The sequence below is a fragment of the Protofrankia symbiont of Coriaria myrtifolia genome (assembly GCF_900634755.1).
Lineage (GTDB): Bacteria > Actinomycetota > Actinomycetes > Frankiales > Frankiaceae > Protofrankia > Protofrankia coriariae.
The window spans coordinates 1-13,103 of sequence record NZ_CAAAFS010000140.1; the positions used below are offsets into that span (position 1 = coordinate 1).

Sequence of the window (13,103 nt, forward strand, 5' to 3'; positions counted from 1 at the left end):
CGCGGGAACGAGTGTGTAAGTGGTCTGGAGGGGAGAGAGCAGCCACTTACACACTCAACCGCGTGATCTGACGCAACGTTGGGAGTTTGCGGGTTTTCTTGGTGGGGGTGGGTGGGGGCGTTCTGTGGTGCTGGAGTTGCGGGTTACTGCGACCATGCCGCAGGTGGTCGTGTGGGGCTGCTCGCGCGATCGAACAATCGAACATCCGTCAGACACGCTCTAGCTCAGGCGGGTGACGGCTACGGTTACGCCCAGGGAGGTTGAGGCGCCGCCGGAGTAGACACCGAGCAGGGGCGGGACGTCGTTGTAGTCCCGGCCGCGGGCCACGACCACGTGTTGTTGCCCGGCGGGGACACCGTTGGTCGGGTCGAAGCCCCACCAGTCGCCGAGCCAGCCCTCCACCCAGGCGTGGCTCTGGCCGACGACGGTCTCGCCGATCGTGGCATCCGTGGACGGGTGCAGGTAGCCGGAGACGTACCGGGCCGGTAGGCCAACGGCCCGCAGCAGCACCAGAGCCAGGTGGGCGAAGTCCTGGCAGACGCCTTCGCCCTGCTGCCAGGCGTCCACCGCGGACGTGTGCACGCCGGTCGTGCCGGGCCGGTAGGTCAGGCGTTGCCGAACCCATTCGCCGACGGCCGGGACGAACTCGGCCGGGGTGTGGCGCGCGGCGAGTTCGCGGGCCGTCTCGGCAAGCTCCGGATGGTCCGCGGTGAAGCGGCCCGGACGGATGAACTCGACGAAACGGTCCGTGGTCGACTCGTCGGTGAGGGCCTGCCAGTTCGGCCCGTCGTCCGGTCCCGGCCGGGCGGGGGCGGTGCGTACCACCGAACGGCCGGTGACGACGAGCTCGGTGTGCGGGGTGTGCAGGTCGAACGCGGTGACCTGCGTGCCCCAGTAGTCCCAGTAACGGTAGGTGGCCGCTGTCGGCTCGGTGCGCACGGTGGCCTCCAGCGTGAGCTGGCCGGCGGAGGTCTGCGGGATGAGCCGGGCCTCGTTGTACGAGGAGAGCACCGGGGTCGCGTACCGGTAGCCGGTGGAGTGCTCGATCCGGATCTGCCAGCTCACCGCCGCACCCCCGTTCGGCCGCCGGCCTTGCCCGCATCCTCGCTCGCCGTCACGCCGGCGTGGCTTTCGCTCGCCGTCACGCCGGCGCATCCGTCGTCATGCGTCACGGCCCGGCCCGGGCGCCGGCCCGCGCGCCCGGCGCCACACGGCATGCTGTCGCGTGGCGCCGTCATGCCGGTACCTCGGTTGCCCAGGAGCGGGGGGCGTTACGGGCGAAGTAGCGGTGCGTGACCGCCTCGCTGACCGTGGAGCAGGTGCGCTGCAGCGACACCAACAGGTCGGGCATGTCGTCGACCAACTCGTCCACGCTGCGGAACTCAAGTTCGGTGCGGGCCCGGCCGACGATGCGGCGGGCCATGTCGTCCACGGTGAACCGGGCCTCGCGGCGGGTGCCGTCGAGCTCGGCGAGGATCTGTTCGGCCATCGACAGCGACCAGTACACCGACCGCGGGAACAGCCTGTCCAGCAGCAGGAACTCGGCGACGCGGGCGGCGTCCACGGCCCGCCGGTAGGTCCGCAGGTACGCTTCGTGCGCCCCGCAGGAGCGCAGCAGGCTCACCCAGCTCTGGGACGCGGGATCCTCGCTGATGCTCGACGACAGCAGCCGAGCGGTCATGTCGACCCGTTCCAGGCTGCGTCCCAGGATGAGGAAGCGCCAGCCGTCGTCGCGGGCGAGAGTGGCGTCGACCAGGCCGGCGAGCATCGCCGTCCGTTCCCTGATGTAGCGGAAGAACACGTGCGGGCCGAGCCGGCGCGCGAGCTGTTCGGAGTGCGGCAGGTCGTTCCAGGTCGCGTTCAGGCACTCCCAGACCTCGCTGGAGATGACGTCGCGGGCGCCGCGGGCGTTCTCCCGGGCCGCGCCGACCGCGCCGGTGATGCTGGACGGGTTGCCCGGGTCGAACGCGAGCAGTTCGGTGACCTGCCGGGAGTCCGCGGCGGTGCCGGGCGCGGGCATGCCCATGACGGCCAGCAGTTCCCGGCCGGCCGAGGTCTCGTCCAGCCACGGGTCCTCCAGCACCCGTTGGACGTGGACGTCGAGGATGCGGGCGGTGTGCTCGGCGCGTTCGGAGTAGCGGCCGATCCAGAACAGCGACTCGGCGATGCGGCTCAGCACGCGGCCGGCCCGTTCAGGCGGCGGGCCTGCTCACCAATGGTCTCCGACCGTGACTGTCCGTGCTCCGACTGTCCCTGCCGTGGCTCCTGGCGCTGTCCCTGCCCCGGCCCGGCGTCCTGGGACGGTCGCGGCTGCGGTCCCTCCCGTTGCTGCTGTTGCTGTTGCTGCTGGTCGCAGGAGGGGAACGGGCCGACGTCGGGGCCGTCGGCGACCTGCGGGACGTTGCCCGGCGGCCGGCTGCGCGGCGAGATGCTCTCCCGGCTGGACTCCGGCGAGGCCAGCACCCAGGTGTCCTTGGAGCCGCCGCCCTGGCTGGAGTTGACCACGAGGCTGCCGCGCGGCAGCGCGACCCTGGTCAGCCCGCCCGGCAGCACCCACACCCGGCGGCCGTCGTTGACCGCGAACGGGCGCAGGTCCACATGCCGTGGCCCCAGCCGGTCACCGGCGAGCGTGGGCGAGGTCGACAGCCGTACGACCCGCTGGGCGATCCAGCCACGCGGGTCGGCTTCGATCTTCAGTCGTAACGCGTCGAGCTCCGCCGCGGACGCCTGCTCACCGATGACGATGCCCTTGCCGCCGGAGCCGTCCACCGGCTTGAGCACGAGCTCGTCGAGGTGGCCGAGCACGTGGTCGCGCTGGTCGGGGTCTTCCAGCCGGTAGGTGTCGACGTTGGCCAGGACCGGTTCCTCGCCGAGGTAGTACCGGATGAGGTCGGGGACGTAGGTGTACATCAGCTTGTCGTCGGCGACCCCGTTGCCGACCGCGTTGGCGATGGTGACCCGGCCGGCCCGGGCGGCATTGAGCAGCCCGGCGCAGCCGACCACCGACTCGGGACGGAAGTGCAGCGGGTCCAGCCAGTCGTCGTCGATCCGGCGGTAGACGACGTGGACGGGCCGGTCACCCTCTGTCGTGCGCATGGTGACGTTGTTGTTGTGTACCGTCAGATCTCGTCCTTCGACGAGTTCGACGCCCATCTGCCGGGCGAGCAGGGCGTGCTCGAAGTACGCCGGGTTGTACACCCCCGGTGTCAGCACGACCACGGTCGGGTCGGCGACGTCGGGTGGGGCGGCGGCCCGCAGCGCGTGCAGCAGATGGGTGGCGTAGTCCGCGACCGGTCGCACCCGGTGGGTGGCGAACAGTTCGGGGAAGACCCTGGTCATCGCCCGCCGGTTCTCCACCACGTAGCTGACCCCCGACGGCACCCGCACGTTGTCCTCGAGGACGCGGAAGCCGCCCTGCTCGTCGCGGATCAGGTCGATGCCGCTAACGTGCGCGCGAACCCCGTTCGGCGGGTCGATGCCGTGCGCGGCGCGGTGGAAGTGCGCGCTGGAGAGCACCAGCCGGCGGGGGACGATCCCGTCGGCCAGGACCTCCGCCCGCCCGTAGATGTCGGTGAGGAACGCCTCCAGCGCCCGGACACGCTGGGTGACGCCGCGTTCGATGACGTCCCATTCGGAGTTGTCCAGCAGGCGGGGGACGAGGTCCAACGGGAAGGGCCGCTCCTCGCCGAAGAGGTTGAAGGTGATCCCGGCGTCCCGGAACGCCCGGTCGAGCGCGGCCTTGCGGGCGGCGAGGTCGCTGCTGCTCAGCGGCCGGAGAGCGTCGTAGAGCGAGGCGTACAGCGGCCGCGGGGTGTCCGGAGCCTCGAACACCTCGTCCCAGGCCTGTGTGGCCTGGGCCGCATACCCTTCGAAGAGGTCCGCCACATCCGGAGAGCCTAAGTTGCCCGTGTTACCGCCGCATGACAGCGTTCAGGCTTCGGTGGCACGATAATGATCATTGATGGTGGCCGTGGCCTGGTTGTCGGTTGCAGGACGGATACAGATGTGTACCAGGCGGCTAACCGTAGTCTGAGATCGGACGATCGTAGTCTGAGACGATGGGTCTGGCGGCGCAATGCCCGCCACGCTGTCACCGGCTGTCGATTATCAGTAATCGGTTGCCAGTATCGACTGCCGGTAGGCCGGTAGCCGATCGCCCCACGTTCGTCGACGTTCCCGGAAGGCTACGTACACCAATGATCACTGCGTCCGATCTCGAGCTGCGCGCGGGCGCCCGCACCCTCATCGAAGCGGTGTCGTTCCGTATCCAGCCCGGCGACCGGATCGGGCTCGTCGGACGCAACGGGGCGGGCAAGACGACGCTGCTGAAGACGCTGGCCCGCGAGACACTGCCGTTCGCCGGAAAGATCGACGTCCGCGGTGAGCTCGGCTACCTCCCGCAGGATCCCCGCAGCGGCGACCCGTCCGGCACCGTTCGTGATCGCGTCCTGTCCGCCCGCGGTCTCGACGCGCTGCTGCGCGAGATGGAGAAGCTGCACGTCGAAATGGCCGAGCTGGTCGACGAGACCGCCCGCGACACGGCCATCCGCCGCTACGGCCGGCTGGAGGAGCGTTTCGGCACGCTCGGCGGGTACGCGGCCGAGGCCGAGGCGGCCCGGATCTGCTCGGCGCTCGGGCTGCAGGACAGAGTGCTCGCCCAGCGGCTCGAGACGCTCTCCGGCGGCCAGCGCCGCCGGGTGGAGCTGGCCCGCATCCTGTTCGCCGGGGCCGGCGACAACCAGGCGACCCTGCTGCTCGACGAGCCCACCAACCACCTCGACGCCGACTCGATCGTCTGGCTGCGCGAGTTCCTGCGCTCCCACGACAGCGGGCTGGTCGTGGTCAGCCACGACGTCGACCTGCTCGACCGCTGCGTGAACAAGGTCTTCTACCTCGACGCCACCCGCGCCGCCCTGGACGTCTACAACGTCAACTGGAAGACGTACCTGTCCCAGCGGGAGCTCGACGAGCGCCGCCGCCGCCGCGAGCGGGCCAACGCCGAGAAGAAGATCGACGCCCTCAAGGCCCAGGCGGACAAGATGCGGGCCAAGGCGACCAAGGCCCGCGCGGCCCACCAGATGGACCGCCGGGCCGAGCGGCTGGCCGCCGGCCTGGCCGAGGTGCGCGTCGCCGACCGGGTCGCCAAGCTGCGCTTCCCCGACCCGGCGCCGTGCGGGCGCACGCCGCTGACCGCCACCGGACTGTCGAAGTCCTACGGGTCGCTGGAGGTCTTCGCCGGGGTCGACCTCGCCATCGACCGCGGCGCGCGCGTCGTCGTCCTCGGCCTCAACGGCGCCGGCAAGACCACACTGTTGCGGATACTCGCCGGCGCGGAGTCCCCGGACACCGGCGCGGTCCACCCCGGCCACGGGCTGCGGCTGGGCTACTACGCCCAGGAGCACGAGACCCTCGACACCGACCGCTCGGTGCTGGACAACATGCGCGCGGCCGCGCCCGGCACCTCGGACGTGGAGCTGCGCCGCATCCTCGGCGCCTTCCTGTTCAGCGGGGACAGCGTCGACCAGCTGGCCGGCACCCTCTCCGGTGGGGAGAAGACCCGGCTGGCGCTGGCCGGGCTGGTGTGCAGCGCCGCCAACGTGCTGCTGCTGGACGAGCCGACCAACAACCTCGACCCGGCGTCCCGCGACGAGGTGCTGGCGGCGCTGGCCACCTTCCGGGGCGCGGTGGTGCTGGTGACCCACGATCCCGGCGCGGTCGAGGCGCTCGCGCCCGAGAAGGTCCTGATGCTGCCGGACGGCGTCGAGGACTCCTGGTCGGCGGACCTCGCCGAGCTGATCACGTTGGCCTGAGAACCGGTCCGGCCCGCCCGCGGACCAGATCGGAAGCGGTGATCATCATGGCCCGCGGGCCGTGGCCACCATGGCCGGCGGGCCGGTGACCGGGTCGGCTTGGCACACTGGCCGGGGACGCGTCGGACGTCGCCATTGTCCGGAAAGCGTCCTGAGCATTTTCAGAGGACGCCGCATCTTCAGGGGACGTCCGAGGGGACGTCCGAAGGGCGTCCAGGGAACGTTCAGAGATCGTCAGGGAACCGTCGGGAGTGATGGGTCAGGTGGTCGCGTGAGCGCGGAAGGTGGTACCAGGGCGGTCGTAGCCGCGCTGGTGGCCAATCTGGGGATCGCGCTGGCGAAGTTCGTCGCGTTCCTCATCACCCGGTCGTCGTCGATGCTGGCCGAGTCCATCCACTCGCTCGCGGACTCGGGCAACCAGGGCCTGCTCCTGCTCGGCCGGCGGCGCGCCACCCGGCCGGCCGACGAGGAGCACCCCTTCGGCTACGGCCGCTCCCGCTACATCGCCGGCTTCCTCGTCGGGATCGTGCTGTTCAGCGTGGGCGGGCTGTTCTCGGTCTACGAGGGCGTGGAGAAGCTGCGCCACCCGCACCATCTGGACAACGGCGTGGTGGCGGTGGTCGTCCTGCTGCTGGCGATCGGCCTGGAGGCGTTCTCCTTCCGGACCGCGATCCACGAGACCCGGCAGGTCAAGGGGGACGCGTCGTGGTGGGGCTTCATCCGCACCGCCCGTGCCCCTGAGCTGCCGGTGGTGCTCCTGGAGGACCTCGCCGCGCTGGTCGGCCTCCTGCTCGCCCTGGGCGGCGTGGGCCTGACCCTGCTGACCGACGACCCGATCTGGGACGGCGCGGGCACCCTCGCCATCGGGATCCTGCTGCTCGTGGTGGCCGTCATCGTCGCGGCGGAGACCCAGGCGATGCTGGTGGGGGAGGCGGCGACCCCGGCGACGGTCGCGGTCATCCGGGACGTCCTCGGGCGCTCCCCGCACATCACCGACGTCATCCACATCCGCACCCTGCACCTGGGGCCGGACGAGCTGCTCGTCGCGGCGAAGATCGTGCTGGACGTGGAGCTGACCGTACCCGCCGTCGCGGCTGTGATCAACGACGCCGAGACCCGGCTGCGCGCCGCGGTCCCCATCGCACACCGGATCTACCTGGAACCGGACCTCCTCCACCCACCGGTGGACCCGCCCGCCGTGAACGAACCCACCGCGGCGCGGATCAGCACCCCACCAGGCCACTGACCAGCCCCGCACCTCCCGCCACGATCATGAGGACGAGTACGTAGGTGGCTGCTGTGGCAACCACCTGTTCCCTCGTTCTCGTGATCTGACAGCTCATGGGAGGGGCGGGGCGGTGTTGAGGAGGGTTTGGGCGATGAGCGCGGTGAGGGCGCCGGCGATGGTCAGGGCCAGCGGGAGGGTGCCGGCACGGGCGGTGTCGCCCGGGTCGGACGGGCGTGGGTCCGGGGCCAGCGCGGGCACCACCAGCCAGCAGTAGAACGGCAGCCAGGACCACTCCAGCGCCGTGGCGGCAAGCCCCGTCAGCACGCCGAAGAGGACCGCGGGGACCGCGCCGACCAGGAACGGCCAGCCGGGCGTGAGTCGGATCCGCCGGACCGCCCGGATGATCAACGGCCCGCATGCGACCAGCACGACCGCGAGCCCCACCGGCAGCTGGGTGAGCGACTCCGGAAGCGTCGCCGCGCCGGCCAGGCCGGCCCGCGCGGCCGTGTGGGCGGCCCCCTCGCGGGCTGCGGCCAGCCCGTCCGGCCAGGAGAACCCCCACAGCGACAGCAACGACAACGGCACCAGGAAACAGCCGCCGGTGATCACGTTGAGCAGCGGCCGACGGCGGACGAAGTACGTGGCGACGACCGTCGCGCCAAGCCAGGGCATCGCGTAGTCGAACAGCGTGGCCACGCCGAAGAACAGGCCGCACGCCACTGCCCACCACAGCCGCCGTCCCGGTTCGGAGCCGACGACCCCGAGCGTGACGAACGCGGCACCGACGGCCGCGGTCACCGCGTCCACCGACGCGGCCGTCCACAGCGCCCAGGGCGCCAGCACCAGGACCGGGAGGAGACGGCGGGCCGCGGCCTCGTGGCACAGCGACCGGACCGCGATCGCAACCAGGGGGACCGTGACCGCGCCCAGCGCCGTCAGGACGGCACCGAGGGCTGCCGGCGCGGTGATCCCCAGCTGGGCGAGCGCCCACACCAGCAGCGTCGGCCCGGGGGGGCGGGCCCGCGCGCCGTAGCTGTCGGCGCCGGTGTGCTCGGTGAACGTCCGCAGCAGGGCCGCCAGGTCGGCGTCGGCCGCGCCCAGGTCCGGCAGGTGCCCGTCGCTGGCCGTGGACGCGCCGACCGCGAGCACGTCGGCCGGGCCCGAGCGGGCGTTGCCCGCCGTCAGCGCCTCCAGGTGGGCGTTGCCCGCCGCCAGCGCCACGGCCCAGCCCAACGCGGCCACGTAGCCGGCGACGAGAAGCGGGATCCAGCGCAGCCGGGTGTGGACGCCGCGCCAGGCCGCGAGGACGATCACGGCCGCCACCGCCGGGGCGAGCAGGGATGCCGGGGAGACGTCGGGGCGTCGGTCCGCGGTGAACGGCAGTCCGCCGAATGCGGCCGGCAGCGGGTCCCATCCCTGGCCGGCGGCGGCACGCGCCAGCGCGGCCAGGCCCAGACAGCCGGCGATCGCGGCGATCCACAGCGCGATTTCCGCGGGCTGGGCGGAATCGGTGCCGGGGGACGGCCGGTCCCGCATGCGTTCCCGGATACCCGGCCGTCCGCTTTCACCCATCCCGCTGCCCGACGGCGCGGTGGTGATCGGAACGTCGGCCACCTTCAGCGTGACCCGGGGACGCGGGCCGGGTGCGGCGCGGGAAGGACATGATCATATCGTTGCCGGTTCGCCGGGCGGATCCCGATCGCCGCGGGACGGATGGGCGGCGCGGAAGCGGCGCGTCGCCTGGTGCCGGTGGCGGCCGGGCGCATTTCCGGCGACGGGCACGCCGACTGGCAGGCCCGGTCCGCCGGCGTGATGACCACGTATGCACCGTAACCAGGCTGGCGGCTTGCTGTTCGACCGGTGCGTGAGAGGCCCGTCGGCGCTCATTCGGCGGTGTCCGGTGGATGGTGTTCGGCGGGCGTCCGTCGGTGTCGGTGTCGCTTCGCCGCTGCTGGTTCGTTGCTGCTCCGCTGCTGGTTCGGTGTGCCGTTCGGCGTTACGCGCCGAAGTTCCCGTCAGGGACGGTAGTGGCCAGAGAGTGCGAACGTTGTCATTATGTTGGTATGAACGCAGTTTCTCGCTGGCCGACGAGGGAAATGGGTCGGAGCAGGTGCGTGGCTGTTGTTGTTCCCGTGGTGCCCGGAAGGGAAAGTCTTGACAGATCCGCCTGGGGGCATCGAGCTTGTGAAGGAGATCGTGTGATGGATCACATGCGCTTCGAGTGGCGCGTTCACCGCAACTGAGTGAAGATCGGTTCGCAGATCATCTATCACGGAGGGGGCCACATTGGCCGAGCTTAGGAAAGGAACCCGGATCACCGGCGCGGAGCGCGACAAGCTTGCATCAGAGCTTCGGAAGAAGTACGAGGCAGGGCAGAGCATCCGTCTTCTCGCCGAGTCGTCGGGCCGTTCGTACGGGTTCGTTCACCGCATCCTCTCGGAGTCCGGCACGACCCTGCGGGGTCGCGGCGGTGCCACCCGGGGCAGCAAGAAGAAGAGCGCCTGATCATGTCGGTGCCGGCCGTCGCCGACCAGGCGGCGGTCGGTCTGGCGCTGGCGATCGACGGTCCGAGGGCGACCATCGCCGTCGATCGTCAGGATCACGCCACCGTGCATGTACCAACCGCACACGTACCAGTCACGTACGCACCAACCGTGCATGAACCAGGTGCGGATGAACCAGGTGCGCACGTATCCGGCCCGTCCGCCGCGCTGCCCGCCGTGCTGGCCGGTATCGGACGCTCCCTGCCCGGCAGCGTTCGACTGGTGATCCTTCGGATCACCGGTGTCTCGTCGCCGCCCACCGGTGGTCGCCGCGTAGCGGCCGGGGAGCGGTTGACGGGTGATCAACCGATTGACGGCCGACCGCTCGCGGAGCGGCCGGCCGACGGCGGGCTCGCGGGCCGGCAGTCCGACGGTGGGACGGCCGCGCGATGGCCGGCCGCGGGCGACGTGGCATTCCAGGCGCCCCATGAGGCGTCCCACGAGGCACTCCATGACATGGGGACGGCTGCCGGCTGGCAGTCCGCGCTCGGCTGGCTGTCGCGTCCCGACCTGTTCAGCGTCGCGGTCGTCAGCGGGTACGCCGTCGACGCCCTGCACCTCGCGCTCGCCTGCGACCTGCGGGTTGTCCGTGACGACGCGTACCTGTCCTTCGGCGACGTCCGCCATGGCCGCATTCCGGCGCTCGGGGTTTCCCGGGCGCTGGTCGACCTGGTCGGCTACAGCCGTGCGCTGGACCTGTGTGTGACCGGGCGCGTGCTTTCCGGCGCACAGGCCCAGGCGGTGGGGCTGGTGGACCGGCTGGTCGCCCCCGCCGAGCTCGACCGGGTGGTGGAGGAGCTGGCCGCCGCCCTGCTCGCGGCTCCTCGCGAGACGGCCGTCGAAGTCAAGGCGTTGCTGCTGCGCAGCCGCGAGCTTTCTGTGGCAGATCAGTTACGCGCGGAGCGCGACGCCCAGGCGCGCTGCTCGTCGGCGCCGGCAGGGGCAGCCGGATGACGCGTCCGGCCGAGGTCATGACGGGAACGATTCCCGTCTACTTTCGCTTACAGTGTTGCAACGTAAGCATGAGCAGGATTCGGGGGTCCGCCGATGAGATTCGCCGAAGACGGGCCGCGCGTCAGCGCGCGGGCCTTCCAGCGTGACCGCTCGGTCGTCCGCCAGAAACTGCGGCCGGGCACCCTGCGTCGGATCGCCGGGTTCGCGCGGCCCTACCGGAGGATGCTCGTCGGCTTCCTCGTCCTGATCGTCATCAGCGCCGCGCTCGGCGCGACGACTCCGCTGATCTACAAGGCGATCATCGACGAGGGCATCATCCCCGGCCGGGTGGGCGTCGTGGAGGCGCTTGCCGTGCTGGTCGGGCTCATCGCCGTCGTCGACGCGCTGCTGGCCCTCGCGCAACGGTGGTTCTCCGCCCGCATCGGCGAAGGCCTGATCTTCGACATGCGGGCCAAACTGTTCGACCACGTCCAGCGCCAGCCGCTGGCGTTCTTCACCCGGACCCAGACCGGCGCGCTGATCTCCCGGCTGAACAACGACGTCCTGGGTGCCCAGTCGGCCTTCACCGGCACGCTGTCCTCGGTCCTGTCCAACATCGTCTCCGTCGGTTTCGTCCTCGCCGCGATGATCGCGTTGTCGTGGCAGACCACGGTTGTCTCGCTGTTGCTGCTGCCGGTCTTCGTCGTCCCGGCGCGGCTGCTCGGGCCGAAGCTGGCCGAGCTCACCCGGGAGAGCTACGGGCTCAACGCCGCGATGAACACGGTGATGACCGAACGGTTCAACGTCTCCGGGGCGATGCTCGCCAAGCTCTACGGCCACCCGGCCCGGGAGAACGACGGCTTCACAGCCAAGGCCGCCCGGGTCCGCGACATCGGCATCACCCAGGCCATGTACGGCCGGATCTTCTTCGTCTCGCTGACCCTGGTCGCATCCCTGGCGACCGCGATCGTCTACGGCGTGGGCGGGCGGTTCGCCGCCGAGGGCACGCTTCAGGTCGGCACCGTCGTCGCGTTGACCTCGTACCTGGCGCGGCTCTACGGCCCGCTGACCCAGCTGTCGAACGTCAACGTCGACGTGATGACCGCGCTGGTCTCCTTCGAGCGGGTCTTCGAGGTGCTCGACCTCACCCCGGCGATCTCCGACCGGCCGGGCGCGGTGGACCTGCCGCCCGGCGCGGCCACGATCGAGTTCGACGACGTCGGATTCCGCTACCCGGCCGCGGGCGAGGTGTCGCTGGCCTCCCTGGAGTCGGTGGCGGTGCTCGACCACCGGCCGTCCGAGACCGTCCTGCACCAGGTGTCGTTCCGGGTGGCGCCCGGGGAGATGGTCGCGCTGGTCGGGCCGTCCGGAGCCGGCAAGACGACGATCAGTCAACTGGTGCCCCGGATGTACGACGCGGTCAGCGGCACCGTCCGGGTCGGCGGCCACGACGTGCGGGAGATCACCCTGCGGTCGCTGCGGGACGCCGTGGGTGTGGTCACCCAGGACGCGCACCTCTTCCACGACACCATCCGGGCGAACCTCACCTACGCCCGGCCGGCAGCCACGCCCGAACAGATGTGGACGGCCATGGACGCGGCCCAGATCGGCCACGTCGTGCGGGCGCTGCCTGACGGCCTCGACACGGTCGTCGGCGACCGCGGCTACCGGCTCTCCGGCGGGGAGAAGCAGCGTCTCGCCATCGCCCGGCTGCTGCTCAAGGAACCTTCGATCGTCGTCCTGGACGAGGCCACCGCCCATCTCGACAGCGAGTCCGAGGCCGCCGTCCAACAGGCCCTGGCCACCGCGCTGGCAGGCCGGACGTCGCTGGTGATTGCCCACCGGCTGTCCACTGTCCGGGACGCCGACCGGATTCTCGTCGTCGAGAACGGCCGGCTGGTCGACAGCGGCCGGCACACCGAGCTGCTGGCCCGCGGCGGCCTGTACGCCGAGCTGTACCGCACCCAGTTCGCCGCCCAGAACGCGGCCCACCACGGCGGAGCCGGCTCCGGGGAGGCCAGTTCTGGCGAGGCCGGCTCCGGGGAGGCCCAGGGCAGCGAGAGCCGGGATGCTGAGAGCCGGGAGGGCGCATCGGCCGCCACGGTCGGATGATCTTTCTGGTGGGGCGAAGCCGGCTGGTGGACGAAGCCGGCTGGTGGGCGGAGCCGGGGAACGCCGGCGGTACGGCCGGTGGGTAAAGCCGGATGGACCATCCCCGCAGGTCTTCCGGCCCGCCGTCCAGGGACGCCTGGCACGCACGCCCGGGCGGCAGCCGCGTGACGGCCGCGGGGCGGTTCGTTCGGGCCGTGTTCGCCCGGCTGTGGGCCAGTACCCCTGCGACGATCTTGATGCTACTTTCTGTGCTCGTCTCGGCCGCTCCGTCCGGCGACGCGACGGCGGATGCCGCCGGTGGGATGGCGGTGGGCCGCCGGGCTCCCCGTCGCCGCCCGCCCACCGTGAGCTGGGAACCCCCGGCCCGGCCCGGCTGGCCACACTGTCCGTGACGGCTGTGGGTGGGCCTGCCCGGCTGTCGTCACCCGCCTCCCCGCGGCGGCGCGGGCCGGTGTGACGGTACGCCCACCTGTACGC

The 13,103-nt window shown here is 71.4% G+C and carries 9 protein-coding genes; 5 read left to right on the top strand and 4 right to left on the bottom strand.

Annotated elements, in window-relative coordinates; genetic code table 11:
• Positions 1–219: 219 nt before the first annotated feature.
• From CM1CMNOD_RS07870 to CM1CMNOD_RS07880, 3 genes are all read right to left on the bottom strand, one after another.
• The gene (locus CM1CMNOD_RS07870; RefSeq protein WP_013873142.1) at positions 220–1,065 is read right to left on the bottom strand and encodes a transglutaminase family protein; all 846 of its coding nucleotides are present in this window, start codon (positions 1,063–1,065) and stop codon (positions 220–222) included.
• Positions 1,066–1,234: 169 nt separating this feature from the next.
• A complete protein-coding gene (locus tag CM1CMNOD_RS07875; RefSeq protein ID WP_013873144.1) occupies positions 1,235–2,179 on the bottom strand; it encodes an alpha-E domain-containing protein in 945 nt (314 codons plus the stop codon).
• Complete coding sequence (locus CM1CMNOD_RS07880) at positions 2,173–3,885, bottom strand: circularly permuted type 2 ATP-grasp protein (protein WP_013873145.1); 1,713 nt, start codon at positions 3,883–3,885, stop codon at positions 2,173–2,175. The genes CM1CMNOD_RS07875 and CM1CMNOD_RS07880 overlap by 7 nt, the downstream gene beginning before the upstream one ends.
• 311 nt (positions 3,886–4,196) lie before the next feature.
• Between CM1CMNOD_RS07880 and CM1CMNOD_RS07885 the strand changes: the two genes are divergently transcribed.
• Together CM1CMNOD_RS07885 and CM1CMNOD_RS07890 are read left to right on the top strand one after the other, a co-directional pair.
• On the top strand, positions 4,197–5,810 hold the full coding sequence (locus CM1CMNOD_RS07885) for an ABC-F family ATP-binding cassette domain-containing protein (protein ID WP_013873146.1): 1,614 nt from the start codon (positions 4,197–4,199) through the stop codon (positions 5,808–5,810).
• Between the two features lie 271 nt (positions 5,811–6,081).
• Entirely contained in the window at positions 6,082–7,056 is a 975-nt protein-coding gene (locus tag CM1CMNOD_RS07890) for a cation diffusion facilitator family transporter (RefSeq protein WP_013873147.1), read from the top strand.
• 93 nt (positions 7,057–7,149) lie between these two features.
• Here the strand turns inward: CM1CMNOD_RS07890 and CM1CMNOD_RS07895 are convergent, their stop codons facing one another.
• Positions 7,150–8,652: a hypothetical protein gene (locus CM1CMNOD_RS07895; protein ID WP_050803415.1), complete on the bottom strand. Its 1,503-nt coding sequence runs from the start codon at positions 8,650–8,652 to the stop codon at positions 7,150–7,152.
• A 672-nt stretch (positions 8,653–9,324) separates the two neighbouring features.
• On the opposite strand from CM1CMNOD_RS07895, the gene CM1CMNOD_RS07900 reads away from it, so the two are divergent.
• The 3 genes from CM1CMNOD_RS07900 (at position 9,325) to CM1CMNOD_RS07910 (ending at position 12,626) form a co-directional block, all read left to right on the top strand.
• Positions 9,325–9,543, top strand: coding sequence for a helix-turn-helix domain-containing protein (locus CM1CMNOD_RS07900; RefSeq protein WP_013873150.1), 219 nt, complete (start codon positions 9,325–9,327; stop codon positions 9,541–9,543).
• A 149-nt stretch (positions 9,544–9,692) separates the two neighbouring features.
• Entirely contained in the window at positions 9,693–10,535 is an 843-nt protein-coding gene (locus CM1CMNOD_RS07905; protein WP_165001410.1) for an enoyl-CoA hydratase/isomerase family protein, read from the top strand.
• A 93-nt stretch (positions 10,536–10,628) separates the two neighbouring features.
• Positions 10,629–12,626: an ABC transporter ATP-binding protein gene (locus CM1CMNOD_RS07910; RefSeq protein ID WP_013873152.1), complete on the top strand. Its 1,998-nt coding sequence runs from the start codon at positions 10,629–10,631 to the stop codon at positions 12,624–12,626.
• Positions 12,627–13,103 lie beyond the last annotated feature (477 nt).

What these genes read in the sequence shown, in the direction of transcription:
- CM1CMNOD_RS07885 (WP_013873146.1), top strand. Translation starts at nt 4,197, where the DNA reads ATGATCACTGCGTCCGATCTCGAGCTGCGCGCGGGCGCCCGCACCCTC.
- CM1CMNOD_RS07910 (WP_013873152.1), top strand. Translation starts at nt 10,629, where the DNA reads ATGAGATTCGCCGAAGACGGGCCGCGCGTCAGCGCGCGGGCCTTCCAG.